Raw genomic sequence first — 24,643 nt, forward strand, 5'->3', positions numbered from 1 at the left:
TATGAAGACGGCGATCGTAACGGGGGCGGCCTCGGGGATCGGGCGGGCGATTGCGCTGCGTCTGGTCAAAGAGGGCTGGCAGGTTGCGGCGCTCGATATCGACGAGGAGGCGCTTGCGACCCTGCCGCACGAGATGGCGCTATGGGATTTTGTCTGCGATCTGGGCGATGAGGCCTCGGTCAAGTCGGCGGTGGAGCAGGCGGGTTTCGACCGGCTGGATCTGCTGGTCAATAACGGCGGCCCCGCCGACCCGTTCTCCGGCCCGATCGAGACCATGACGCTCGCCGATTGGGATCATTGGCTGGAGCCCCATCTGACCGGCACCTTTTTGATGGTGCGTGAATGTGCACCCGCTCTGAAGGCGGCCAGGGGTGCTGTGGTGAATATGGCCTCCACCCGCGCCTTCCAGTCGCAGCCGCAGACCTATGGCTATGCCGCGGCCAAAGGGGGTGTGGTGGCACTGACCCATGCGCTGGCGGTGGGGATGGGGCCCGATGTGCGGGTCAATGCCATCGCTCCGGGCTGGATCGATACGGTGGGCGAGCCGCTCAGCCCGCGTGATCATATGCAGCATCCCGTGGGGCGTGTGGGCCTACCCGAGGATATTGCCGATGCGGTGATGTATCTGGCGGGGGCGGGGTTTGTGACGGGGCAAGTATTGCCCGTCGATGGCGGCATGACACGGCGGATGATCTATGGCGAATAAACCACGCCTCGTTCTGGTGCTGGGCGACCAGCTGACGGCCGAGGGTGCCGCCCTGCGCGCCGCCGACAAGACCCGCGATGTGATCGTGATGGCCGAGGTCCGCGCAGAGACCGATTATGTGGGCCATCACAAACAGAAGATCGCGCTGGTCTTTGCCGCGATGCGGGCTTTTGCCGAGGGCTTGCGGGCCGATGGCTGGACCGTGGCCTATACGCGGTTCGGCGAGGCGGGAAATAGTGGCTCGATCACCGGCGAAATCCTGCGCCGCGCCGAGGAACATGGGGCGGCTTCGGCTGTGACGATTGCACCGGGCGAGTGGCGGCTGCGGCAGGCATTGGAGGATTGCCCGATCCCCGTGGTGCAATTGCCCGATGACCGCTTCCTGTGCTCGGAGGCAGAGTTTGCCGAATGGGCCAAGGGCCGCAAATCGCTCAGGATGGAATATTTCTACCGCGAGATGCGCCGCAAAACAGGGCTCTTGATGGCAGGAGATGATCCAGAGGGTGGGCAGTGGAATTACGACGCCGAGAACCGTAAGCCCGCGCAGGCCGACCTATTCCGCGTGAACGCGCCGCGCTTTGCGCCGGATGGCACCACGCGCGAGGTGCTGGATCTGGTGGCGCGGGAGTTTGCCGATAACTTCGGCGGGCTCGAAGGGTTCAACTGGGCAGTGGACCGCAAGGGGGCCCAAAAGGCGCTCGCTCATTTCATCGCGCATAATCTGGCGGATTTCGGGACCTATCAGGATGCGATGCTGGAAGACGATCCGCTTCTCTATCACTCGCTCCTCTCGCCCTATCTCAATCTTGGCCTGCTGGGGCCTTTGGAGGTGTGTCAGGCGGCAGCCCGCGCCTATGCGGCGGGCAAGGTGCCGCTCAATTCTGCGGAAGGCTTTATCCGGCAGATCATCGGCTGGCGCGAATATGTGCGCGGCATCTATTTCCATGAGGGGCCGGACTATACCGCGCGCAACCATCTGGATCAGCACCGCAAACTGCCTTGGGCCTATTGGGGCGGCAAGACAGAGATGAACTGTCTGCGCCACGCCGTGGCCCAGACCCGCGATCTGGCCTATGCCCACCATATCCAGCGTCTGATGATCACCGGCAATTTCGCGCTTCTGGCGGGGGTGGATCCCGCGCAGGTGCAGGAGTGGTATCTTGCGGTCTATATCGATGCGTTCGAATGGGTCGAGGCGCCCAACACGGCGGGCATGAGCCAGTTTGCCGATGGCGGCGTGATCGCCTCCAAACCCTATGTCTCCTCGGGCGCCTATATCGACCGGATGTCGGATTATTGCGGGTCTTGCGCCTATTCGGTGAAGAAGAAAATGGGTGAGGGGGCCTGCCCGTTCAATCTGCTCTATTGGCACTTTCTCGACCGGAACCGCGAGAAATTCGCGGGGAACCCCCGTATGGCAGTCATTTATCGGTCATGGGACAAGAGAAAACCCGAGGATCGCGAAACGATCCTCGGGCAGGCCGAGACGATGCTCAACAAGATCGCGCAGGACGCGTTTTAGTCGAGACCGGCAATGATCGCGCGGAGTGTCTCGATGCCAACGCCCTTGTCCGACGAGGTCAGGATGATCTCCGGATGCGCTGCCGCGTGTTTGGCCAGAGCGCCCGAGACCTGCTTGAAGAGCGCCTCGTGGTCCTTGGCATTGATCTTGTCGGCTTTGGTCAGCACCACCTGGAACGTCACGGCGGATTTATCCAGAAGCGTCAGGATCTCCTCATCCACGGCCTTCACACCATGGCGCGAATCGATCAACACAAAGACGCGGCGCAGGGTCGGGCGGCCCGCCAGATAGGCGCGCAGCAGTTCCTGCCATTTTTTCACGATCGGCACGGGGGCCTGCGCGAAACCATAGCCGGGAAGGTCGACCAGATAGGGGCCGTCCTGCGTGGTGAAAAAGTTGATCTCCTGCGTCCGGCCTGGGGTATTGGAGGCGCGTGCAAGGTTCTTGCGGCCTGTTAAGGCGTTGATCAGGGATGATTTCCCGACATTCGAGCGGCCCGCAAAACAGACTTCGATCCGGTCGGCAGGCGGCATGCCCGACATCGCCACAACGCCTTTGAGAAACTCGACAGGAGCCGCGAACATCAACCGGCCACGTTCGGCGGCGAATTGCTCGGGGGCGGGGGCTTCCTTGAATTGGATTTGCATCAGATCACCTCGATTTTGCTGCCGGTCGCGATTTGGCCGGGTTTCGTGACGCGCACGAAAATCCCGAAATTTGTATGCCCATAGCGGTCTTTCAGCAGTTTGAGAAGGTCTTGATCACGCGCACCGGTTTCGGGGTTGCCGTCGGTGGCGCGGCAGCGACCTACGGGTTCGACCACTTCCAGCTCCGCCTCGCCCAGACGCAGGCGCTTCCCGACCAGCTCCTGCTCGGCCATGGCACCCCAACCCGAGACCCAGAGATTGGCACGGAACCGGCGCATGTCGAGGGTGGTGCCCGCCGCCTGCGACAGATCGCCCAGCGAGCCGGTGCCGATCAGCGACAGGACCGGCGTTTTCTGGTCGGTCAGGGGCTGATCGATTGCCGCGGCCAGTCCGGTGGGGCGGGGGCGATGCGCGGGCCAGAGATCGTCAAGCCATGCCAGAAACCGCGCGTGGTCCTCGGCGTTTTGCGGTGAGAAAACCAGTGGATCTTTCGTAGGATGCGAGAGGCAGAATGCCTCGCCGCGCGTCTCGAGCGTGACAGCCATCAGGGCAGGGGCGGAGACGCCCACCACGAAATTGAGTTTTTGCGCCCAATCGGCGCGGCCCTCGCGGAGTTCGATCTTGGAGCGCTCGTGCAGCACGGCCCAGACCCTGTCCAAAGGCAGAGCGCGCCCCTCTGTGAGGGACGCGCTGTTGATGGCTTCCGCCCCGATCGCTTTGATCGGATGGCGGAAGATATGGCTCAGAATGCCGGTCATTTGGCCTTTCCGTCGGCTTTCTTCTTCCCGAAGCTCGACTTGATGTTGCCAAAGATGTCCGGGCGTTTCCCGTGCATCGACATGATCGTATATTGCTGGATGAAGGTGATCGTGTTGTTCGCGATCCAGTAGAGCACGAGGCCCGACGCGAAGCTACCCAGCATGAACATGAAGATCCACGGCATCCATGCGAAGATCATCGCCTGGCTCTTGTCGGCGGGGGCGGGGTTCAGCTTCTGCTGGAACCACATCGACACGCCCAAGAGGATCGGCAGGATGCCGAGGCTGAGGATGAACAGGAAGCTGCCCGGTTCCGGCGTGCCCCATGGCAGCAGGCCGAAGAGGTTCAGGATCGAGGTCGGATCGGGAGCCGAAAGGTCATGGATCCAGCCGAACCACGGCGCATGATACAGCTCGATCGTGACATAGATCACCTTGTAGAGCGAGAAGAAGATCGGGATCTGCAGCAGGATCGGCAGACAGCCCGCGGCGGGGTTGACCTTGTTCTTCTTGTAAAGCTCCATCATGCCCTGTTGCAGCTTCTGGCGGTCGTCGCCTGCGCGCTCCTTGAGGGCTTCCATTTCGGGCTGCAATTCCTTCATCTTCGCCATGGAGATGTAGGATTTGCGGGCCAGCGGGAAGACGATCAGCTTGATAATGCAGGTCAGCGCGATGATTGCCCAGCCCATATTGCCGATGGCGGCATGCAGCCAGTGCAGGAGCCAGAAGATCGGCTTCGTCAGGAAGTAGAACCAGCCCCAGTCGATCGAATCGACGAATTTGGTGATCCCGAGATTGTCCTGATAGCCTTTGATGACCTCGTATTCCTTTGCACCGGCAAAGAGATAGGTGTCTGCCGACTGGGTTGCCCCTGCGGCCACGGTCATCACGGGCAGGCGGGTCTCGGTCTGATAGATATCGGAGTTCTCGCCCGAATATTTGACGACCGAGGTGAAGGGGCCGGTTTTCGGCGCCAGCGTGGTCATCCAGTATTTATCGGTGAAACCGGTCCAGCCGCCTTCGGAAACCGAGATCAGCTCGGCCTGACCCTCGCCCGCGCTTTGCTCGAGATCGCCGAATTTCTTGTATTTGATCTCTTCGAGTTTGCCATCGCTCATGCGCACGGCGCCCTCATGCAGGACATAGGTCGCTTTCGACGGCGGCAGGCCGTGACGGGCGATGATGCCATAAGGCGCGAGACGGACCTCGGTGTCTGTGGTGTTCTCGACCGATTGCTGGACGGTGAACATGTAATCGTCATCGACCGAGATCGTGCGGCGGAAAATCAGGCCAGCGCCATTGTCCCAGGTCAGGGTGACGGGGGTGTCGGGGGTTAGCTTGGCGCCTTCAGGGGCGGTCCAGACCGTGCGGGGCCCGGGAACCTGATCGGCCGAATAGCCGCCTGCGGGGGACCACCCATAGACCACATAATAGGGTTTGGCGGCGTTGGGCTCGGTGCCGCTGATCGGCGCGAGCAGCCGCACATCAGGGGAGTCGTCGGCCAGCGTTTCCTTGTATTTCTCGAGAGAGAGGTCGTCGAAACGGCCGCCCATCAGCGAGATGGAGCCTTTCAGATCCGGCGTCTGGACCGGAATGCGGGGAATGTTCGCCAGCTCATCGCTGGTGGCATTCGCTACATTCTTGGCGTCCTGCGTCGCGGTATTCAGCGCATCCGGTGTCGGTGCGATGGTGGGCGCGGTTGCCGAGGCGGCCTGATCCGAGACGGTTTCACCACCCTCCGGATTGGTCGTCTGCTCCGGCGGGAAGAAGACTGTCCAGCCGATCAGCACGAGTGCGGATAATACGGCTGCGATGATGAGGTTCTTATTCTGGTTTTCCATGGGCGATGAGGATCCGTCTGCCTTTCGGGAAGTCGTGTCGGTTCAACAGAAGGGGGGGCAAAAGGTCAAGCCCTTTCCCCCCGTTCCTTCGCTTCCCAATAGGATTCGTGATGATCGCGCCGGTTTTACGACCCTCGGCGGGTATTCAGCCTTGGTGTTTTCTCTAGCTTGGCCATGTGGCGGGCGATCCAGTCATGGGTTTCTTCCAGCGGCATCGGGCTGGCAATACCGCGGCCCTGCACATGGTTGCAGCCCAGCTGCGCGAGCATTGCGTGCTCTCCGATGGAACCTACCCCCTCTGCGATGGTCTGGATGCCCAGCCCCTCGGCAAGCGAGATGATGGCGGCTACAAGGCGCTGTTGTTCGGCATCGTGATCGACATGGGCCACGAAGCTGCGATGGATGCGGATCCGCTCGGCGCAGGCATTACGGACCGAATTGATCGAAGCCGGGCCGCTTCCGAAACCGGCAAGCTCGATCTTACAGCCCATCTTGCGGCAGGCGCTGAGCGTATGGGAGATCATATCATCGCTGAGCTTCGAAACGATCTCCTGTTCGAGCACCAGACGGATCTGGTCCGCAGGAAGCTCGAACCGGTCGAATTCCCATTGCAGGCGCTCGGGCATCTTCGGGTTGGCGAGCAATTCCTCGTTGATGGGCAAGGAGATCACGCCGACCAGTTCTTCCCGCGCATTCCATTCCTTCAGCCCGTTGAAGACCTGGAACATCATGACTTCGTAGAAGCGGGTGCGCAGGTTTGCGGCCATGACTGCGGGCATGATATCGGTTTCACCCAGCACGCCGCGATCACGGTGCAGCCAGCGCGGCATCGCCTGCATACCGGAGATCAGGCCGGTATCGGTGCAGATCTGCGGCTGGAAATAGGCGACGATCTCGCCGTTCTCCAACGCATCGCCCACCTCTGCGGAAAGCGCCGAGCGGATTTCGGCAGAGCGGCGGATTTCGTTGGAAAAGGCTCGGATCGCCGATGTGCCGTTGCGCGAGGCTTCCTCTGCCGCAATCTCGGCGGCGTCCAGAATGCTTTCGGCATCTGGCTTAGGGCTGCGGCTCATTTGGCAGAACCCGATATGGAAGGTGGGCGACAGGGTGCGCCCGCCGATGGAGAGTGGCTCTTCCAGCGTGCTTTGAAGCCGGACGGAAAGCTGGATCATGCTTTCGAGATCGGGATTGGGTGTCGGTTTCAGCATCACCATGAAGCGCGCGCCGCCCAGGCGTGCGATGTAATCCGAATCGCGTAGCACGGAGCGCAGACGCTCTGCCGAGCGACGCATCGTATCATCGAACTCGCGGGTGCTGGTATTGGCAGTAAAATTCTGCGGATCGTCGATGGCGATCACGAAACAGCTCGTCAGGCGATTGCTCGTGCGCGCTTCGGTCATGATCTTGTCCATCATCGGTAGGGCCAGTTCGCGTAGCGGCAGCCCCGTTGCCGGATCGAGAGTGGTCATTTCCAGATCATCGGAAGGCAGGACAGGGCGGGTCATCCAGCCCACCGCCAATGCGGTAACGCCGAGGAGGATCATCGCTTCCAGTCCGATCCAGTAGCCCGCCAGAATGATCGCCGGGACAAAGGCGATCATTTCACGACGCATGAGAATCGGGCCCCCTTTCAGGGTGGGTTTTCGATTCTTTTCCTTCGACATCACCATACCTCGTCAAACGGCGCATAAATTAATAGCCGTAGTCTTAGGCGGGTTTTGTCAGTGATCGGTTAATCGTGCTGGCGCAAATCGGGGATGTTATCGTTCAAATTTGAATCACCGCCCGCTTTCAGCGACAGGCCGGCAAAGTCGAACAGTCCCGTATCCAGCAGATGCGAGGGGCGCGCATTCATCAGCGAACGGAACATGACCTGTCTCCGTCCAGGGCGGTTTTTCTCCCATCCATCAAGCATTTGCTTGACCTGCTGGCGTTGAAGCCCGTCTTGGCTGCCGCAGAGATCGCAGGGGATGATCGGATAGTTCATGTCGCGGGAGAACTTCTCGCAATCCTCCTCGGCCACGAAAGCCAGCGGGCGATAGACGAAAAGATCGCCCTCCTCGTTTACCAGCTTCGGCGGCATCGTTGCCAGACGCCCGCCATGGAAGAGATTCATGAAGAATGTCTCGAGGATGTCGTCGCGATGGTGCCCCAGCACAACGGCCGAGCACCCTTCCTCGCGCGCGATACGGTAGAGATTGCCGCGGCGCAGGCGCGAGCAGAGCGCACAATAGGTGCGGCCCTGCGGAACCTTGTCCATCACGACCGAGTAGGTGTCCTGATACTCGATCCGGTGCGGAACCCCCATTTTCTCAAGAAATTCGGGCAGAACGGTGGCCGGAAAACCCGGCTGGCCCTGATCGAGGTTGCAGGCGAGGATCTCGACCGGCAGCAGCCCGCGCCATTGCAGTTCATGCAGGACCGCGAGCAGCGTATAGCTGTCCTTGCCGCCCGAGAGGCACACAAGCCAGCGGGCACCACGCTCGATCATGCCATATTGCTCGATCGCCTCGCGGGTCTGGCGGACGATGCGCTTGCGCAGCTTCTTGAAGGCCGTCGTCGAGGGGGCGTCGGCAAAGAGCGGATGGATCGGGGCGTCGTCATCGTCCAGCATGGTCATGCTCCTTTGCACAATGGCATTTCGCGTCATGGTCGGGGTCGGCGCCCGGAACGGGGTCATAGCCGTGTCCGCCCCACGGGTGGCAGCGCAGGATGCGCCGGACGCCCGTATAGGTGCCTTTGACGGCCCCATGCAGGGCAAGCGCTTCCAGCATATAGGCCGAACAGGTCGGTTGATAGCGGCAGCCATTCCCGACCCACGGGCTCGCGACCAGCCGGTAAGCACGCACGGGCAGGGCGATGATATGGGCCAGGGGGCTCATGTCTAGCCTTTGCCGCGGCGCGGGCCACGGGGAATGTTCGGCTTCGGGCCGCGGGGCTTGGGTGGACGGTAATCCTCGGCATGGACCCGCTCCAAGGCACGGACCAGATCGTCCTGCATCGCCTTGAAATCATGCGTGGCGGTGGCGTCTGCACGCCCGATCAGCACATAATCCCAGCCGGGCTTGCCATGTTGCGGCAGCACAAGCCGCGCGATCTCGCGCAGGCGGCGCTTGGCGCGGTTGCGGGCTACCGCATTGCCGACCTTTTTGGAACAGGTAAAGCCTACCCGCACCAGACGTGGCGAGACGAGGTCATCCACACGTAGCCGTGCCTGCAGGAGCCCTGCCGGCATGCCGGCACGGCGCGCGGAGGCCGCACGCAGGAAATCGGCCCGTTTGCGAAGGGTCGCAACGGGTGGCGGGGTGGCGGGATGGCTGGCATCCGCGCATGAAGAAACCGCCGGAGCCGTGCCCGCGTCCTGACCTTGGGGGTCTGTCACGGAAGCCTCCGACGGTGTCATAGGATTAGCCTGTCGCCAGTCGTGACGGCTTATGCCGACAGCGACTTCCGGCCTTTTGCACGGCGTGCATTCAGGACCTTACGGCCACCTTTGGTTGCCATACGGGCGCGGAACCCGTGGCGACGGGCGCGAACGAGGTTCGAGGGCTGGAAAGTGCGTTTCATCGCTTAACTCCGGGTTCTGATACGGTAGGGCAACACGACGCCAAACGGATTCGGCTGCCGCTCATATTCGAGGCCCGGTCTTTAGTCAGGATAAGATCACAAGTCAATTGACCCGGGGCAGTTTTTTGCCGATTGCCCCGAAGTTGATGTCGAATTCACGATAATTCGGGCGGTTGTCTCTTTTGTCTTTTGCCATCACGCCCTATTTATCGCAACAAAGCAACAATATTTGCAGATCCGTCCCGCAGTCATAGTCGCGGAGCCACCCGAGACAGGTAATGAAGATCAACTCGCTTTCCGGCCGTTTCCTTATTCTGACGACGATCTTCGTCGTCCTGGCGGAGCTGTTGATTCTGCTGCCGGGAATCGCGACCTACCGCGAGAACTATCTGCTCACGCGTCTGGAGCGTGCCCAGATCGCCTCTCTCTCGCTGCTGGCCACGGATCAATCGACTATCGATCCCGATCTGGAGAACGAGCTTCTGGCCAATGCGGGCGTCTATAACGTGGTGTTGCGCCGCGATGCGGTGCGTCAGCTGGTGCTGTCCTCGCCGCTCCCCGAGGCGATCTCGGGCACCTATGACATCCGCAATGCCTCGCTCTGGAGCCGGATCCACGATGCGCTCAGGATCCTGATCGACCCGGAGAACCATATCATCCGCGTGGTGGGGGAACCGGTGCAGAGAGGCGGGCAGGTGATCGAGATCACGCTCGACACGAAACCGATCCGAATCGGGATGATCGAATACGGGCTACGCCTGCTGACCCTGTCGGCGGTGATCTCGGGGATTACGGCCGTGCTTCTCTTCGCGTTGGTGCAGCGCCTGATGGTGACCCCGATCAAGAGGCTGGTGGCGCATATGTCCTCCTATTCGGAGGCGCCCGAGGATAACCGCCGTATCATCGCGCCCAATGCCCGTATTCAGGAGCTGCGTGTGGCCGAGGATGCCCTGGCCGATATGCAGACCCAGTTAACGGCGGCCCTGCGCCAGAAGGAGCGTCTGGCGCAGCTGGGGCAGGCGGTGGCCAAGATCAGCCACGACCTGCGCAATATCCTGACCACGGCGCAACTCTTTGCGGACCGGATGGAGTTCTCCGAGGATCCGGTGGTAAAGCGCGCCGCCCCCAAGCTGATCAATTCGATCGGGCGGGCGGTCAATCTGTGCGAGACGACACTGGCCTTCGGCAAAGCCGAGGAGCCGCCGCCCTCGCTTTCGCGTTTCATGCTGGCGCCGCTGGTGGCCGAGGTGGTCGAGAGCGAGCAATCGCTCGAGGGGGCGGGACTTGTCGATTTCATCGTTGATATCGCGCCGAATCTCACCATTCGTGCCGACCGCGAGCAGCTTTATCGCGTGATCTCCAACCTCGTACGCAATGCGCGTCAGGCGCTGGAAGCCACGGGCGAGCATGGCACGATCGAGGTGGGCGCAGGCGAGACGCGCGATGATTGGTGGATCCGCGTTCAGGATACCGGTCCGGGCCTGCCCGCCAAAACGCGCGAACATCTGTTCCAGCCTTTCACGGGAGGCTCGCGCAAGGGCGGCACGGGGCTGGGGTTGGCGATCTCGGCCGAGCTGATCCGAGGCCATGGTGGCCGGCTGGAGCTGAACCGGAGCGACGAGACGGGTACTCAGTTCATGCTCTATCTGCCGCAGGAGCTATCGATGCAGCCTGTCTGAGAAGCGCATTTCCCGAGAAATGCTGTCTTGTGAAAAAACTTTCATTTTTCCTCTTGCGCCCCCCCGACTTACCCAATAGATAGCCCCCCACGACGGACCCGTAGCTCAGCTGGATAGAGCACTTGACTACGAATCAAGGGGCCGGGCGTTCGAATCGCTCCGGGTCCGCCACTATCTCTGGCTTTGCCAGAAACGACATAGCCTGATTACTCAGGTGCAGATATTGCGGACCCGTAGCTCAGCTGGATAGAGCACTTGACTACGAATCAAGGGGCCGGGCGTTCGAATCGCTCCGGGTCCGCCATTTCTGAAACTGTCGCATGTCAGACGAAACTGGCTTTTCTTTCACATAGATGTCCACGAATATGATTTTGGCCTATGGTTGGTGTATTGGTCGATTGAGCGGGCTGGCCTAGGGTTGGGGCGATCTCAATGCCTACTTCCGAAAGACTCGCGTGGCAAAAAGTCGACCTGTAGATCCCGATGCCCATTTCGCGCCGCTGCCGCTGACCGTGCAGCACGCGTGCTTTGAGCCAGCTTCGTCATTGCTAACGCGGTTGGCCGCGCGAAATGGTGCACCTTCTGTCTACCAGTTCTGCGGTGATCTGGCCTTTCCGGTCGATCCTCTGTTCCGCGGCGAACCTTTGGCAATCGTCCAGCTTGCGCAGCTTGCAGGTTGTGATGCTGCTGCGCTGGCGCGGGTTTCCATCCGTCATCTCGGTCATAACCGCTTCCGCCTGCGCGATGAAATCGCGACGACGTCCAGCCTGCAACGCTCGCGCATACGCATCTGCCCCGATTGTCTACGCCAAGAGGTTCCATCTGCGAAGGAAGCGTGGCGGATGCCTCGCAGGCTACATTGGAAGTTTGCCTCGGTACGAAGTTGTGCCGATCATGGCTGTTTACTGGTCACATTGCCGCCTGAGAAAATCACGAGGGATGGACGGGATTTCGCGGCGCAGATCCGGAAGCACTTCGACTGGGTTTTATCGCAAAACTTCGTGCCCGCAGCTACGGGCTCCTTTGAGTGCTGTCTTATGGAGCGTATTCTTAGCGGGCGGGGCGATGCATGGCTCGACAGGCTCGAGCTTAATGTTGCAGCACGCCTCTGTGAGGTCCTAGGTCTACTATTAAAGAAGGGGCCCGAGGCGACGCTCAGCGGCCATGGTGAGCACGAATGGGCACAGTATGGAGAAGCAGGCTACCAAGTGCTCAAGGGGGGTGAGTTGGCCTTCTCAAGCTGCTTGCAAGAGCTGGCTGAGCAACATGCCGAGAAGCGCTTCTTCGGGCGTATTTACGGGCCGCTGATGAAATGGCTTCAGAGTAGGGGGCTTGGTGATGAAGTGGAGCCGCTGCGTGCTTTGATGCGGCGAGAAATCTTTGCTCGTTTCTCGATTCGCAAAGGCGTTCAGGTCTTTGGTGTGCCTTCTGAGGGTATTGCTTCGCGTAATGAAGCGCTTGTTCCCTCAGTTGAGGGCTTCTCTCTTGAAGAGCAAGAGCTGCTCGTCCGGAGGGGGCTGGCATATAGGCAAGAGGATGGCACGGTCGCTACCAAAAGTTTTGTCACCGAGGCTATGCTTTCTGCCTTCAGGCGTGAACTAGGAGAGTGGATCGAGGCTGATGGAGATCGGAGTGAAGTGGATGAGCTGGAATCTATAGCCTATCCGATTGCTGAGGCAGCAAGCTATTTGCGCATAACTGTAAGGACAGCCAGCTACCTTGCGCATGCCGGCTTTCTAAGTCGTGCCCATTGCAATGCTGAGGCTCGTATCGGAGCGCTGCAGGTATCTCGCAAAAGCCTTGAGGCTTTTCGTCAAAGATTCATATCTCTCGGAGAGCTCGCGAATTCTACGCGAAACCCCGTAGGGGCTTTGTCCACTCGTTTGCGAAACAAAGGCGTGGCCACGCTACCTATGCCACCTGACCTAAGCCGCATTTATTGGCGCTCCGATTTGACCATATCTGGTTGCTTGGCCGAGTGCGATGCAGGGAACAGTCGCGTCGCCCGTTAGTCGATAGCGAAATAAGTGAGTTTGTAGCTTTCGGCCCTCCGCCGACTTTCGTAGAGCTTCGGCCATGTTGCACTGCAGCCCGTCGAAGAGGACATTCGCGGCAACGAGTACGTTGCGCGCCCAGCGATTACCTGCAACTATGATCTCATGACCGAATTCGAAATGAAACTTGCAGAAACAATTGGTCGACCCTCATCACAAAGACCATTTGTCTGCGATGGTGATCCTTCAACCTGCTCGACATGGGTCGTTGGTTACAACGCGGCGACTACTGGTGGCAACTGGTGGCGGTTCTGGACGTCCGACAAGGGGTTCGACCTTGGCTTATGGCGTCGAGACTACGACGCCGAAAGAGCGGCGCGCGGTAAGGGTCCATCGGCAACGAGACGACGTATTGATAGGCTCACGTCAAAGGTGTCGGGCGTGTTAGAAACCAATATTTACGCGACACCATCGACTGAAATGGCTAATATGCCGGCAAGCACGACAGACGCCTTCGATCTCCTTTTGACGACATTCGAACCGCGTGTCATCATTGCTCATGGTGTTCCCGCTGCAAAGCACCTTCAAGGCTGGACCGGTGGAAAGCTAATAACTTGTCCTCATCTCTCTCGGGCCAGTTATGCTGTCGTGGATGAAATCGTCAAACAGCTTGCGCGCAACTAGCACCAACCTATCCGAGATCGAAATACTGCGAATATGATTGGCCGCTGTGCTCGAGCCAGTCATGCGGCACATTAGCTGCCGGGATCAGGCACGATGGCGGGGTTTGGCTATTCTTGATAGACATCGATCTTAGCAGTTGTTCAAGCTAAATGCGCAGGACCCCTCTCCTCTAACAAGTGTATGTAATCTATATTTTTTACCAAACGGATTGAGAGCATAAAACGGTCAAGATATCAGCACCGAGCGATCGAGTATTTTTCGGATTTCCATTCGAGTTGAGAATGTCGACTCCGATTGCCACGGCTACTTCACGAAGTGCAGGTATGGCAGGGGTTTCTCGCTGTCCGTTGCGCTCAACTAAAATAGTGCCGTTCTCGAGTTGCTTGATGAGAATGTCACGAGACACTGCCTGCGCGGTAACACGTAAATCAGAAAGTTCGCGCACTCGGGGCAGCTTTCGAGGCGTATAGACCAATTTAGACGCTGAAGCGCGCATTTCACTGCGCGCTTCAGCACTCGTGCAATCGAGCAGTTCTTCGATCGAAACCTCATTTTCTTCGACGACCAAGCGAAGAACAATTACTCGGTCCACCTGATCGAATGTGTCCAAATTGAATGAAACTTGAGATGATGTCGTGATCGTTTTGACAGAAATACGCTCCCCGTCGGCGCTGACAACATCATACCCGTGCTGATTGACGGCCAACGCCATTTGGCCACGTGTGATCATCGCTGCATAAAGCTCCCCGATCCGACCAGATAAGTGGCGTAACTCGGCTTGCTGTACGCCCCAGTTCAGCTCTTTCTCAAACCAAGAAAGTGCTTCAGCTAGGGATTGAATAATCTGAACTTGCGATAATGCCATGCTTCAAATCTCTTCTATAACGCCGCTGAGAGCAAGGCAGCCCGAACACAGCAATTCCGGCCCAAACCCGAAATTCCAATTCAATCGATGCTGCGGAGCAGCATTCCGCTAAGTGGCTGTCCGATGCAACTCCACGGAGTGACAGCAGCAGGCAGGGCGCAATCAGCTCAGCTGCTGTACCACCCTCAAATAGGTGTAGGGCGTAGACACAGCGAATAGATGGACGTTAGACATATACTCACGCGCCCATTTTCGCTCGGCGATATCCTCACCAGCCCTGTAACCTGTCCCCTGTACCGGCCACGTCTGTAAACGAGTTTCTGATATAGGCGTGATCTTAGACGATTCCTTCAACGAGAGGTCCGTCTGCTTCCCATCCTGCTCGTTGGAATGCTGCAAATAGCCAGTCAAGCAAGGCGTCTTCGAGCAAGCCAGAGAGAAATACTGAACGCCAGTTGTTACGACTGCCATAAGTGTCATCTTGTCGATCCAGTTCCGCCCTCAGGATGTCGATCAGAGATTGCCGAGACGCTGGCGCATTCCGTAGGTCTGCCGCCGCGAGGCTTGGTCGACGCAGAAGATTAGTCCAACTGGTGCGCAGATGCCTCAGTATCGAGGTTCGTTCTACAACATTTGTCATGTGGAAATGTACCGCCGAGGCGTATGCATGCGCTGGATCGAGTGCAAGTCGGAGCGAGATACGCGGCACGAGACCAAAGTCCTCGAAATGCGCAATAAATAGCCGCTCGCGGAGGATATCGTCGAAGTAAGGATGGAGGATACGCTCGCTTATATTTGCGCCAACAAGCTGGTTGGTCCGCTTGCTATTGCATTTGCATGCTGGAACAAGGTTGGGTCCGAAGATGGCGAAGGCCGGATACTCCTCCTTGGGGAGAAAATGGTCGAGGGTGCCACTGTGAAACGACCCACACATCGGGCAGCAGTTAGCATCGCTCTCCTCGCGGATGCGATCAATGTGCGGTAGTTCTTTTGAAGGCGAGGAGTAAAGCGCCTTGAGCTGCTTCTGTATCTGAACTGGGAGCGCAACATTGGCGATGTTATGCACATTGCCGCTGGCACCGACATACTGAAGATAACCTGCCTTGAGCGCGGGAACCTCAACGGCCAAATTCGGGTAGCATTTGAGCCGTATATTCAATGCCAATGCGTCGAGCGCGGCCGCGTCATCGAAATAGTCGGGCGGATCAAGTCGATTCATTGACCGCCAGCCTCGCGCTCAGATCTTTCCACCCGAGCGCGAATCTCTCCGAGCAGATCAAGCGAGACCCGATCTTTATAGGTCTCGAATATTTGTTCCCAAGAGACGGAATGCGCCATGATTTTGGTTTCCACCTCCTGAGCGAGACGCGAAGGCTGATCTTCGCCGAATACAAAGTAGGAAATAGCGCCAACATCGGCGCCAAACGTTTTCAGCGTCGGGGTCTCGGCTAATACTCTGCGATCCGCGTCGGAACGCAGGACAGTGACCTGATCCTCCATCGTTTCGCGAACAAAATAGACCGAGTGCGTTGCCAGGATCGCCACGGATCCGGTCTGCTCAAGTAATTTGTCCAGTAGTGCAACAAATTGACTTATAAAGTTCGGGTGGAGATGCGTCTCAGGCTCGTCAAAAAGTAGCAGTGTACCGTTCTCAATAAAGAGACTGGTGAGCGCAGCGAAGCGAAGAAAACTAAGTTCTCCGCTACTTAGACGATAGGTCTTGCCCTCGATCATACGGACAGGTTCAACGCCGACATTGATTGCGGCATATCGCTCAAGCCGCTTTTGCTCTCCGCCTTGGTTAAGTTCAAAAATGGAGACAGGGCGGTCTTCACCGTCCTTTGTACGCAATACCAGTTCTTTGTGACCTTCAATCGCGGTTACTGCGTTCAGGAAAATTTTGTAGCGGCTCTGTCCGGCGATACCCTCAATGCTGCGTGCAAGTTGAATGATGAGGTCACTGGCGGTATGTTTCGACCATCGACTCATCAAAGGAAAGCGTCGGTACCAGAATCGCGAGCGCTTGCGGCGATCGCTGGGATATGCGGACGATGCCGAGGCTGACGGATAAAAACCAAGTATTCGGTTAAATATCGGGCGATGACCATCCAGATCAGTGAGTTCTGATTTCCCGAGCAACGCTGCATCGATAATCTGTGCCAGCGCTTGGCTCTTGCCGACGCCATTTTTACCAATTACGACCGCAAAGCGCTGTGGGAGCACATGCTCCCCCTGAGCAAATCGAAATTTTAGATCGTGTGCATTTGGTCGTCCAGCGAGCTGGAACTGTATATGCAAGCCACTGGATATCCTGCCAAGTTCCTCGAACTCAACACCGCGTAAGATTGGTGCTGCGTTTTTCCAAGTGAAATAAGATTCGCTATTTCGCAGAAATGCATTGAGAAATAATGGGCTATTACGGGCTCTGTTAAGCCACTGCCTCCCAGCGGGTCGGTCATCCGCTTCGACAATATCGTTCATCGCGCGTAATGCGATGCGAGCTTCTTCCGGTCCAAGTTGGCCGACGATTCGCCGATAGCTCTCCATATCGGGTAGCATAGTGAAATATGCCGGCACCTTTTCGGCGGAGGTCGGGGCAGAAGCACGATCGATAAGGTCGCGAAGCGGTAAAGTATCGTAGTTATCGCCCTGCTTATCTAAAAAGCCAAAAAATCCGCGGAACTCTAGGCGTTCGCTTCCGAATTTGGCATCAAGTCTTGGCTGGAGCACCGCCTCGATAAGAATACGTTCACCAAAGTCATTCCAACTATCCAAACTGGGCGCGATTAGGATTGTGCCCGGTTCGGTGGTGCTCGAAAGATTTTTCTCGTTTACGAACAGAACCCGATAACCGTCAGCGTATTCGTCCACAACACACTCTCCAAGACCTCAACTTTGTACTGTTGTGGTCGCAACTCCGACCAATTTTTGCAAGGGCTTGGGCAGAGGATTCATCCGGCCATTCTCAGTTTCTGCACTAGGGTCATCCCGCCGGTGCCGATGGTCGAGAGTTTTTGGTTGTAGCGGTAGAGCCACTCGGTGCCAATCTGCCGCAACACTTTGATGGCTTCGAAGATGTGGAGATCAAGCCATTCATGCCGGACCGTCCGGTTGTATCAGTCGACGTAACCATTCTGCTGCGGTTTGCCTGGCTGGAAATGTGCTAGAGCAAGAGCCGTGTTCGCTCTCCGGCGAAGAGCTGGCATTCATCGAGAGCACAGCAAATGACGGCTTTGAGCTATTGCTGCAGCTACCACGCCGCGGCGCCGCAAGTCAGCTTTCCGCCGATATTCCCCCATGCAGGGCGTCGAGGAGAAACACGTAGCCAATACTTTCGCTGCGTTGTTGCCGTTCAATCGGCGGCACCGCTAAAAGGGCAGAGGAGCGGAAGTTATTCTTAGTTCGACATCTGGCTTCACACTATGGCGTTTGAGTGCGCTTTAACAGGTGCTGCACGGCCTTAAGTAAAGGGAGTTCAGCAAGGACTGGCGGTGAACATAGCACGATAACGGCAACGGCAGCGCCAAACGCCCAATCAACCTCCAACAGCTTAAAGTCGCGAGGTAAACTAAGCTCTTCAACGATGATCTTAATTACTACATATGCCGTGCTACAGATATACGCGTCGTCACGAAGCTGAATGAATTTTTGCCCCGCTTTAGAGTATCTCTCTCTACGATTTCTCTTCACCTCATTCTCACGCAGGTTTTTCCAGAAATCCAGTTCTGGCTCGGGTGATGGAATAGGGACGACTGTGGGGACCGGTTCGGGTACTGGTGCGAGGGTTACGCCTATATGGCGGGCCAGCTCTTCTGCGGGCAGTAAATCAAACTGAAATTTGTCTATCATTGCACATCGCGTTGAGGCCGGCACGGGACGTTCGCCCTTTTCGTAGCGGTAGTAGTCTCGTGTCGATATGCCGAGCTCCGTACTGAGATGCTTTTTGGTCCACCCTCTCTCCAGTCGAAAGTTCAGCAGCTCGGTCGCTCCAACGTGCTTGATCGTCGAATCGTATGGGCTGTCTCCCTCTGCCATTTCCATTGCCTCCGCTGCTGGTTTTTCCAGCCTACTCAGAAACCTTAGTTCGGGAACCGAAATTTATATTGGAAATACAACGGCCGGACTTTTCGGTCCGATCGGACCAAAGAGTCCGCTTCTCTTTTTCCTTTTAAGTCAATTGATTGCGCGGTTGACCCAGAAAGATAGAGATCCTTAGCTTGAAAGGGGGCTTGCCCACATTCCATTCATGCAGAACCTGGAGGCGGCTCAATGCGCACCCCGACGAAGGAAGAATTAGACGCCCATGAACTGCTGAAAGCACAGCTACGTATCCGGGGAACATCCCTTGCGCAGCTGGCTCGTGAGATTGGTGTGAATGATTCAGCGCTGACTTTGGTTGGAAAACGTATGTGCCGTTCGGCGCGCATCGAGAAAGCGCTTGCCGAAGCCGTGGGACGACACGTCGAGGACCTGTTTCCTTGTCAAAAAAGGAGGGCCGATGATGATCTGTAACAATACGCCGTAAATGAAGAAGGGCCGTCGGAGTTGCAGCTCCGAAGGCCCTCTATGGAGATGTATCAAGTAGCACCCGATACATCTCTTTCATGACCCATTTTCTGGATCCGGTCAAGCGCGCAGAGCTTTCTGCGCGGCGGGTCTTTGTGTCTCAATGAAAGAGGAGCTCGGCGTGGGCAGAGATTGATCTGCCGCGCGGGTAAGAATTCCAATGGATGGATTTGATTTCTGGGGGCCGTATGTGCCCCCGGAGCGCACGCGGGCGACGCGTATGTTTGCGGCGCGCTCAAAGTCGAGCGCGCGTGGTTTTCTGCTGGCCAAACTGCATCGGAGTGCTGCATGGCGCCAGTTTATCTTCGAGAGCAATGAGGAGCGTAAATGCCTGCTCGTTAGCTTCTCGCAAAGGGAAGTGGTCGACATCTGGGACCAGCCGCCCCGCGTTCCCTTTCGCGATGCTGCGGGGAAGCTTCGGTATCACGTCTTTGATTACCTTCTTCTGTTTGAGACCGGCTTCAAGCTTGCTCTGGCCGTAAAGCCGAGCGCCTTGGTCGAACGTAACGGTTTCGATAAGGAGCTCGCTCTTATCAAAGCTCAGCTGCCGAAGCGGTTTGCGGATGATGCTCTGCTCGTGACCGAGAACAGCTACTCCGAGGCAGAGGTGCGGAATGCCGAGCTCCTTCATATGTTTCGTGGGATTGAGGACGCGGAAGCGGATGCTGTTGTCGCCGAAGTCTTGCGCGGGCTGAACGGATCGACATCGGTGCAGCAGGTCGTGGAGGCGACCGGGCTGAAGGGGCGGGCCTATCGCGCGGTCTTTCGGGCGATCTTTGACGGGGCAGTCGAGGCAGATCTGTCCCACCATGTCACCGAGCGCAGTATGTTGACGCTGCCGGAGGTGCAATAATGGCGGTCCGGTTACGCATATCCAAGGCCGAGGCGGTGATCCTCGGCGAGACCCTTCACATGGTCGACAATGTGAGCGAGACGCTTGTCGAGTTGCGCGCGTTAAATGCCACTTCCGAACCTCTTTGCCTGAGCCATCAGGATCTTAAAACGATGCTGGACGATGGTAAGGCACGGCTGGAATATGGCTATTTTTCCAACTCAAGAGCTGCGCGGCGGGCCTCGGCGGGAAGCATGCTTGTCAGCCGAATGCCTGCTGCCGAGCAGGCCCGCGTTTTTCGCAAACAGCTTTTCGTAGAAGAATTTGAGGCGGGGGAGGCCGCCAAGGAGGTCAGCCGCTCGCAAGCTTCCGTGTGCGCCTACATGCCCAAACTGGTCGAGCGTGTCGAGGCGAGGCTGACGGAGCAGATCTGCCAAGGGCGCAACGCTGAAGAACTGGCAAAGCTCTTTGCGCTGCGCGCGCCTTGTCGGACTTCACTGATGAAATGGCTGAGGGATTGGCAGGAAACGCGCGATCCGATGTGCTTTGTCAAAAGGTCGCGTTTCAATAGCCAGAATGCCAAGCGGGTCTCTGCGCGGGCCGAGGCGATCATGCAGGAGACATTCAAGCTCTATCTACATCCGAACCGGGTCAATGTGCCTTATGTGACCATGCAAGTGAACAGGGTCATTCGCGAGCTAAACAAGTCACTCGCCTTGAATGAAGACCTGCCGGAGCCAGAGATTTCCGAAAGCACGGTCAGACGACGGATCTCCGAGTTGAACAAGTTCGAGGTCTGCGCTGCGAGAGAAGGGCTCACGGTCGCCAAGAATAAGTTTGGTCCCTACACCAAAGGTCTATTGGTCGAGGCGCCCCTGCAAGGCGTCGAGATGGACGAATGGCAGATAGATCTTCTTGCCTTTCTTGAAGGGGGTGGCATTGATGTCAGTCGTCCGAGTTTTGACAAGCTGAGAACCGGACGCTCCTGGATCTGCGTGGCCTTGGACCGTGCGACACGCGTCGTACTGGCCGTAAAAATGGCATTTAAACCTAATTCGGATATCGCCCTCGCGACCCTTTGGCTGGCGATGCGCAATAAGGCCGCGATCTCCAAGCAGCTTGGATGTCAGAAAGAGTGGAGCCAAGGCGGGCATATCTTTTCGGTGTTCGTCGATAACGGCAGCGCATTCGTCGATTCCAAATTCTCGGCAGCCTTGGCCGATCTTGATGTGGGCTATGAGGTTTTACCCGCTGGGGTTCCAAAATTGCGTGCCCGTATCGAGCGGCTTTTTCGAACCTTCGGAACGCGGTTGATGCAGCGGCTGACGGGAAGAACATTCGGCAATACGCAAGAGCGTGGTGATTATCCTGCTGACCAGAATATCGTCCATACAGCCGAGAGCATCGTCGAATTGCTCGTCAGTTTCGTTGTCGACGAATACCACGATACGCCGCACCGCGGCTTGGAATATGCGACGCCGGCGAATACTTGGGACCGCCTGATCGATCAATACGGCCATAGTCCCGCTAAATCCCCGCATGAGCTGCGCCATATTCTGGGTATTCCACTGCAACGCCAGCTGGGGCGGCATGGGGTTCTGGTCTGTGGCGTCAATTACCATAGCCGGGAGCTTGCTGAGTATTTCATGCGCTATGGCGCACAGAAAATGGATCTGCGGCTTGATCCCGAGGATATGGGATTTCTGTCCATTTGGTATGACGATGCCTGGCACACCATCCCTGCCGGACTGAGCAAGCTGCAAGGCGTGTCTCTGGCGGTCTGGGACGCGACGATCCGCGATCTCCGGCGGACCAATAAGGCTGCCGCGCGCCTTCATATCGATGTGGTGGATGCAGCCCTCGAACGCTCGACCAAGAACGACGATGCCCAGCGGGCATGGCGGCAGATTGGCCCACTGACAGTATCGGCGCGCGACATCCGGCGTGCCGAGCAGGAGTGCTTTTTCGGACTGAGCTTTGGTGGTGAAGCCGAGGCGGAACAAATCACCCCTCTCTCTGATCGACCAAGTCTCAGCAATGCAATCTCGCAGGCTGCCGAGAAGACACCGACGGCTTCTACGCAACCCACGCCGCCAGATCCAGCGCCGAATACCGACGGCGGCTCGCGAAAACCCAAATTCAGTTGGAGGTTCAGTGATGACAATGAATGACCCGAACGTGCGGCAGATTATTCAGGATATCCGGTCTGCCTATATCCCGACCGCGGCTTTCCGTCGCCTTGAGGAGTATTTCGATCAGTTGCTGGAACAACGCCGTGCCGATCTTGCGGACGGGATTGTGGCGGATTTGCGCGGCATCGCGCTCGTGGGCCGTTCTGGCGCTGGCAAAACGACGGCGATCAAGGAGTTAAGACGGCGATACCAGAGCCGGCTTCTTTTTGAGGGCCCGGATGGCGAAAGTGAGCTGGTAAGCCTCAAGGTGCCGTCTCCGGCAACGATGAAGGTGGTCGGGACCGATATCTTGCATGCCTTGGGACATAAGCTGCAGCAGGATCGATCCTCGGCGGTAATCTGGAACCTCGTGAAGCGGCACTGCAAGCTGCGGAAAACGCTATTCCTGCATCTCGATGAGGCGCAGGATCTGGCACAGCACCAGACGATCAAAGAGCGACAGGCGATTGTTAATACCCTGAAGTCTCTCATGGAGAACAGCCAATGGCCCGTGGGCTTGATGCTGACGGGCATGCCTGGCCTCAAAAGGATCATCAATCAGGACGCACAATTGGCGCGGCGCATCTATCCCATCGAGATCGAGCGGCTCTCGCAATATTCGAGCCACGAGGAGGTGTTCAGCCTGGTTTCCGTCTATTGCGATCGGGCGCGGCTCCAGATGGGGGAGGATGTGATGTCGGATGAGTTCGCGGCCCGTCTTATGCATGCGGCAGATTATGAATTCGGTCTTCTGGCGCAGTTCATCGTTGAAGCCCAGACAAGGGTTCTTGGTCAGGATGGGATCAATGGCTGCCTGCGCAAAGAGCATTTTGCAGAAACATACCGGATGCGTACTGACGCGCTTCCAGCGCTCAACCCGTTTCTCGCGGACGATTTCCACCGCATCGACCCGCGTCAAAGCTTCAATGATGACGAGGAGGATGACGATGCTTGAGCGTCACCTTGCTCTGTCGGTCTCTCCGTTCGATGGAGAGACACCCGCCAGCATTGCAGCACGGCTTGCCTGTCGCAATGAGACCCCGCCGCGTGATCTTTGCTCGGATATGGGGTTGAGATGGCCCTATCTCTGCTCGGGCCATCCCGATCAGCTCTCGCTGCTGGCCGAAGTCTCGGGGGTAGACTTGGCCTATCTTCATCACTGGAATCCGGAACAGATCGGTGTTGGACGCTATCGTATCGGACAGATGCGCAGCACAACGGGGGTGTTTCACCGCTGTCTTACGCGGGTCTGCCCGCTCTGTCTGGAGGAGGCCCTGGCACAGTTCGGCAGGTCAGGGGCGCATCAGCTTCTGGAATGGAATGTGCTCTGTCTGAAGGGATGTGAACGGCATGAGGTCGCCCTGCTCGAATTGCCTCGGGCGGCCACGTCGCATGAAACCTATGATGTGGTGACGCAACTGGGCCGTCATCAGGATGCTTTGCGATCCGCAGCCGATCACGCCGCTCCGCATTTTGCTACGGATTTCGAGACCTATGTACGGGGCCGGATCCGTGGGCAAGTGGAGGCCGATTGGATGAGCGGCTTGGAGCTTGGCCAATTGCATGGAGCTTGTCTCACCCTCGGTGCGGTGCTTGCAGGTGATCCCGCCGATAGTCTCTCAAAACTCGCGCCAGAAGCCGAAGATGACTATTGTCTTGAGGGTTTCAATGTCTTGTCTTCCGGCCCTATCGCGCTTGAGAATTGCCTTGAAGCGCTGCGGGGCAGGGGGGTGGGACGACGATCCTACCTGTCCTCCGATCTCGGACTTTTCTACAGCTGGTTGCAATCGGTCGATGATCAGCCGGAAATGCAGGACATCCTCGATTGCGTGCATCAATTCGCGACCCGCAGCTATACGATGACGCCCGGAAAAACCGTGCTCGGGAAAGCTGCCCCCGAGATCCAGCGGATTTCTTTCGAGACGGCGCGACGGCAATCTGGGCTGGGGGTGGCGTTGATCCGGCGGCTCATTGCGCATGTCGATTTACTTTCCGAGGCGGAAATGGCCGCCCTTCGGGAAACGACACCGGCGCAACTGGCAAGGGCGGTTGCGTTCTGGCGGGGTTTGCACAACCTGACCATTACTGCACAGAGGCTCAATATCGCGCCAACGCAGGTGACGGCGATGATGGATCTGGGGCTGATCGGGCATATCAAATTCGGAACGGCGCTTCGCTACGCCTATGCTGCCGATGTCGACCAATTGCTTGCGCAGGTGTCAGAACTGCCAGTGCTGTCGCATCTGCAGGGGTTTCAGTCTCTCCATCAGTTTGCGCGATCGCAGAGGATCCGCGTGGCGCATCTGGTTGCGCAATGGCGCTCGGGTACGCTTGATGGCATGGTACGGGCGACCGATGCCGCGGGACTGCGGGGGCTGTATGTGCCGGTGGGTCAACAAGTGCAGGAAACGAAGCTTGCTTGTCGGGAAGGTAACCTGCCGCTTCTGGACGCGGCCAAGCGTCTTAAGATCAGCGCGGGCTCAGTTCGGTCGCTAAGAAACGCCGGTTATCTTCGGGGCGTGACAGAGCGAAACCCCGAGACCAATTATCTGCATCAGCTGATTAGCCAGACCAGCATCACGGCTTTCGAAAAACACTATCTTACACTCGGCCAACTGGCGGCAGATGTGAACAAGGCACCCATTCACCTTGCGCGCCAGCTGGATCGGGCAGGGGTGCCAACACTCGACTGCGGAGGGGGCCGCATCAGGGTCTATGACCGAGCGCTGGTAGGTGAGTTTTGATAGCTGAGCGCCAGCGGAATGCGGAATTCCTCGCTTTATTAGGGTTTCGGGGGTACCCTAGGCTGGC

22 protein-coding genes, 2 tRNA genes and 1 pseudogene are annotated in these 24,643 nt (G+C 57.8%); 12 read left to right on the forward strand and 13 right to left on the reverse strand.

The features are described from left to right. The first annotated feature begins 1 nt into the window (after position 1). Positions 2-706 carry an SDR family oxidoreductase gene (locus WDB91_RS07050; RefSeq protein WP_339111877.1) on the forward strand — a complete coding sequence of 235 codons (705 nt, stop codon included), beginning with the start codon at positions 2-4 and terminating at the stop codon, positions 704-706. Continuing rightward, positions 696-2,228 carry a cryptochrome/photolyase family protein gene (locus tag WDB91_RS07055; protein ID WP_339111878.1) on the forward strand — a complete coding sequence of 511 codons (1,533 nt, stop codon included), beginning with the start codon at positions 696-698 and terminating at the stop codon, positions 2,226-2,228. Before WDB91_RS07050 ends, WDB91_RS07055 begins: the two co-directional genes overlap by 11 nt. Here WDB91_RS07055 and yihA read toward each other — a convergent pair. The 8 genes from yihA to rpmH all read right to left on the reverse strand — a co-directional run bounded on the left by yihA (position 2,225) and on the right by rpmH (position 9,041). Further along, positions 2,225-2,875, reverse strand: a complete 651-nt coding sequence (gene yihA, locus WDB91_RS07060) for a ribosome biogenesis GTP-binding protein YihA/YsxC (RefSeq protein WP_339111879.1) — start codon at positions 2,873-2,875, stop codon at positions 2,225-2,227. The two genes, WDB91_RS07055 and yihA, sit on opposite strands and share 4 nt — an antisense overlap. Beyond that, positions 2,875-3,633, reverse strand: a complete 759-nt coding sequence (locus WDB91_RS07065) for an MOSC domain-containing protein (RefSeq protein ID WP_339111880.1) — start codon at positions 3,631-3,633, stop codon at positions 2,875-2,877. The genes yihA and WDB91_RS07065 overlap by 1 nt, the downstream gene beginning before the upstream one ends. After that, the gene (gene yidC, locus WDB91_RS07070; protein ID WP_339111881.1) at positions 3,630-5,474 is read right to left on the reverse strand and encodes a membrane protein insertase YidC; all 1,845 of its coding nucleotides are present in this window, start codon (positions 5,472-5,474) and stop codon (positions 3,630-3,632) included. Before yidC ends, WDB91_RS07065 begins: the two co-directional genes overlap by 4 nt. A 125-nt stretch (positions 5,475-5,599) precedes the next feature. After that, positions 5,600-7,087, reverse strand: a complete 1,488-nt coding sequence (locus WDB91_RS07075) for a GGDEF domain-containing phosphodiesterase (protein ID WP_339111882.1) — start codon at positions 7,085-7,087, stop codon at positions 5,600-5,602. A gap of 119 nt (positions 7,088-7,206) precedes the next feature. Further along, the gene (ttcA, locus tag WDB91_RS07080) at positions 7,207-8,088 is read right to left on the reverse strand and encodes a tRNA 2-thiocytidine(32) synthetase TtcA (RefSeq protein ID WP_339111883.1); all 882 of its coding nucleotides are present in this window, start codon (positions 8,086-8,088) and stop codon (positions 7,207-7,209) included. Beyond that, entirely contained in the window at positions 8,075-8,356 is a 282-nt protein-coding gene (gene yidD / locus WDB91_RS07085; RefSeq protein WP_339111884.1) for a membrane protein insertion efficiency factor YidD, read from the reverse strand. The genes ttcA and yidD overlap by 14 nt, the downstream gene beginning before the upstream one ends. Before the next feature lie 2 nt (positions 8,357-8,358). Further along, on the reverse strand, positions 8,359-8,877 hold the full coding sequence (gene rnpA, locus WDB91_RS07090) for a ribonuclease P protein component (RefSeq protein ID WP_339111885.1): 519 nt from the start codon (positions 8,875-8,877) through the stop codon (positions 8,359-8,361). Between the two features lie 29 nt (positions 8,878-8,906). After that, positions 8,907-9,041: a 50S ribosomal protein L34 gene (gene rpmH, locus WDB91_RS07095; protein ID WP_339108028.1), complete on the reverse strand. Its 135-nt coding sequence runs from the start codon at positions 9,039-9,041 to the stop codon at positions 8,907-8,909. A gap of 278 nt (positions 9,042-9,319) precedes the next feature. Between rpmH and WDB91_RS07100 the strand changes: the two genes are divergently transcribed. The 5 genes from WDB91_RS07100 to WDB91_RS07120 all read left to right on the forward strand — a co-directional run bounded on the left by WDB91_RS07100 (position 9,320) and on the right by WDB91_RS07120 (position 13,398). Continuing rightward, the gene (locus tag WDB91_RS07100) at positions 9,320-10,720 is read left to right on the forward strand and encodes a HAMP domain-containing sensor histidine kinase (protein ID WP_339111886.1); all 1,401 of its coding nucleotides are present in this window, start codon (positions 9,320-9,322) and stop codon (positions 10,718-10,720) included. Positions 10,721-10,814: 94 nt separating this feature from the next. Further along, positions 10,815-10,891, forward strand: a tRNA-Arg gene (locus WDB91_RS07105). Between the two features lie 56 nt (positions 10,892-10,947). Next, positions 10,948-11,024 (forward strand) — tRNA-Arg (locus WDB91_RS07110). Between the two features lie 151 nt (positions 11,025-11,175). Beyond that, on the forward strand, positions 11,176-12,732 hold the full coding sequence (locus WDB91_RS07115) for a TniQ family protein (RefSeq protein WP_339111887.1): 1,557 nt from the start codon (positions 11,176-11,178) through the stop codon (positions 12,730-12,732). 147 nt (positions 12,733-12,879) lie between these two features. Then, positions 12,880-13,398, forward strand: coding sequence for a hypothetical protein (locus WDB91_RS07120; protein ID WP_339111888.1), 519 nt, complete (start codon positions 12,880-12,882; stop codon positions 13,396-13,398). Positions 13,399-13,594: 196 nt separating this feature from the next. On the opposite strand, the gene WDB91_RS07125 is transcribed toward WDB91_RS07120, so the two are convergent. From WDB91_RS07125 to WDB91_RS07145, 5 genes and pseudogenes are all read right to left on the reverse strand, one after another. Beyond that, complete coding sequence (locus WDB91_RS07125) at positions 13,595-14,263, reverse strand: hypothetical protein (protein WP_339111889.1); 669 nt, start codon at positions 14,261-14,263, stop codon at positions 13,595-13,597. 337 nt (positions 14,264-14,600) lie between these two features. Further along, complete coding sequence (locus tag WDB91_RS07130) at positions 14,601-15,482, reverse strand: hypothetical protein (protein WP_339111890.1); 882 nt, start codon at positions 15,480-15,482, stop codon at positions 14,601-14,603. After that, the gene (locus WDB91_RS07135) at positions 15,479-17,134 is read right to left on the reverse strand and encodes an AAA family ATPase (protein ID WP_339111891.1); all 1,656 of its coding nucleotides are present in this window, start codon (positions 17,132-17,134) and stop codon (positions 15,479-15,481) included. Before WDB91_RS07135 ends, WDB91_RS07130 begins: the two co-directional genes overlap by 4 nt. A gap of 80 nt (positions 17,135-17,214) precedes the next feature. Continuing rightward, positions 17,215-17,436, reverse strand: a pseudogene (locus tag WDB91_RS07140) (integrase core domain-containing protein); the annotation flags it as partial. Positions 17,437-17,683: 247 nt separating this feature from the next. Continuing rightward, positions 17,684-18,304, reverse strand: coding sequence for a helix-turn-helix transcriptional regulator (locus WDB91_RS07145; RefSeq protein ID WP_339111892.1), 621 nt, complete (start codon positions 18,302-18,304; stop codon positions 17,684-17,686). A 228-nt stretch (positions 18,305-18,532) separates the two neighbouring features. On the opposite strand from WDB91_RS07145, the gene WDB91_RS07150 reads away from it, so the two are divergent. The 5 genes from WDB91_RS07150 to WDB91_RS07170 all read left to right on the forward strand — a co-directional run bounded on the left by WDB91_RS07150 (position 18,533) and on the right by WDB91_RS07170 (position 24,576). Continuing rightward, positions 18,533-18,775: a helix-turn-helix domain-containing protein gene (locus tag WDB91_RS07150; RefSeq protein ID WP_339111893.1), complete on the forward strand. Its 243-nt coding sequence runs from the start codon at positions 18,533-18,535 to the stop codon at positions 18,773-18,775. Between the two features lie 214 nt (positions 18,776-18,989). Then, positions 18,990-19,682 (forward strand): hypothetical protein, encoded by a 693-nt coding sequence (locus tag WDB91_RS07155; RefSeq protein WP_339111894.1) that lies wholly within the window; start codon positions 18,990-18,992, stop codon positions 19,680-19,682. After that, positions 19,682-21,832, forward strand: a complete 2,151-nt coding sequence (locus WDB91_RS07160) for a hypothetical protein (protein ID WP_339111895.1) — start codon at positions 19,682-19,684, stop codon at positions 21,830-21,832. The genes WDB91_RS07155 and WDB91_RS07160 overlap by 1 nt, the downstream gene beginning before the upstream one ends. Before the next feature lie 88 nt (positions 21,833-21,920). Beyond that, positions 21,921-22,787: an ATP-binding protein gene (locus tag WDB91_RS07165; RefSeq protein ID WP_339111896.1), complete on the forward strand. Its 867-nt coding sequence runs from the start codon at positions 21,921-21,923 to the stop codon at positions 22,785-22,787. Then, the gene (locus tag WDB91_RS07170; RefSeq protein ID WP_339114472.1) at positions 22,780-24,576 is read left to right on the forward strand and encodes a TniQ family protein; all 1,797 of its coding nucleotides are present in this window, start codon (positions 22,780-22,782) and stop codon (positions 24,574-24,576) included. Before WDB91_RS07165 ends, WDB91_RS07170 begins: the two co-directional genes overlap by 8 nt. The last annotated feature ends 67 nt before the right edge of the window (positions 24,577-24,643 follow it).

It is taken from the genome of Thioclava sp. GXIMD2076, assembly GCF_037949795.1.
Classification (GTDB): Bacteria; Pseudomonadota; Alphaproteobacteria; order Rhodobacterales; family Rhodobacteraceae; genus Thioclava; species Thioclava kandeliae.

Excerpts from the sequence above, each read along its gene's own strand:
- WDB91_RS07050 (WP_339111877.1), top strand. The coding sequence starts at position 2 with ATGAAGACGGCGATCGTAACGGGGGCGGCCTCGGGGATCGGGCGGGCG.
- WDB91_RS07055 (WP_339111878.1), top strand. The coding sequence starts at position 696 with ATGGCGAATAAACCACGCCTCGTTCTGGTGCTGGGCGACCAGCTGACG.
- yihA (WP_339111879.1), bottom strand. The coding sequence starts at position 2,875 with ATGCAAATCCAATTCAAGGAAGCCCCCGCCCCCGAGCAATTCGCCGCC.
- WDB91_RS07065 (WP_339111880.1), bottom strand. The coding sequence starts at position 3,633 with ATGACCGGCATTCTGAGCCATATCTTCCGCCATCCGATCAAAGCGATC.
- yidC (WP_339111881.1), bottom strand. The coding sequence starts at position 5,474 with ATGGAAAACCAGAATAAGAACCTCATCATCGCAGCCGTATTATCCGCA.
- WDB91_RS07075 (WP_339111882.1), bottom strand. The coding sequence starts at position 7,087 with ATGCGTCGTGAAATGATCGCCTTTGTCCCGGCGATCATTCTGGCGGGC.
- ttcA (WP_339111883.1), bottom strand. The coding sequence starts at position 8,088 with ATGCTGGACGATGACGACGCCCCGATCCATCCGCTCTTTGCCGACGCC.
- yidD (WP_339111884.1), bottom strand. The coding sequence starts at position 8,356 with ATGAGCCCCCTGGCCCATATCATCGCCCTGCCCGTGCGTGCTTACCGG.
- rnpA (WP_339111885.1), bottom strand. The coding sequence starts at position 8,877 with ATGACACCGTCGGAGGCTTCCGTGACAGACCCCCAAGGTCAGGACGCG.
- rpmH (WP_339108028.1), bottom strand. The coding sequence starts at position 9,041 with ATGAAACGCACTTTCCAGCCCTCGAACCTCGTTCGCGCCCGTCGCCAC.
- WDB91_RS07100 (WP_339111886.1), top strand. The coding sequence starts at position 9,320 with ATGAAGATCAACTCGCTTTCCGGCCGTTTCCTTATTCTGACGACGATC.
- WDB91_RS07120 (WP_339111888.1), top strand. The coding sequence starts at position 12,880 with ATGACCGAATTCGAAATGAAACTTGCAGAAACAATTGGTCGACCCTCA.
- WDB91_RS07125 (WP_339111889.1), bottom strand. The coding sequence starts at position 14,263 with ATGGCATTATCGCAAGTTCAGATTATTCAATCCCTAGCTGAAGCACTT.
- WDB91_RS07130 (WP_339111890.1), bottom strand. The coding sequence starts at position 15,482 with ATGAATCGACTTGATCCGCCCGACTATTTCGATGACGCGGCCGCGCTC.
- WDB91_RS07145 (WP_339111892.1), bottom strand. The coding sequence starts at position 18,304 with ATGGAAATGGCAGAGGGAGACAGCCCATACGATTCGACGATCAAGCAC.
- WDB91_RS07150 (WP_339111893.1), top strand. The coding sequence starts at position 18,533 with ATGCGCACCCCGACGAAGGAAGAATTAGACGCCCATGAACTGCTGAAA.
- WDB91_RS07155 (WP_339111894.1), top strand. The coding sequence starts at position 18,990 with ATGGATGGATTTGATTTCTGGGGGCCGTATGTGCCCCCGGAGCGCACG.
- WDB91_RS07160 (WP_339111895.1), top strand. The coding sequence starts at position 19,682 with ATGGCGGTCCGGTTACGCATATCCAAGGCCGAGGCGGTGATCCTCGGC.
- WDB91_RS07170 (WP_339114472.1), top strand. The coding sequence starts at position 22,780 with ATGCTTGAGCGTCACCTTGCTCTGTCGGTCTCTCCGTTCGATGGAGAG.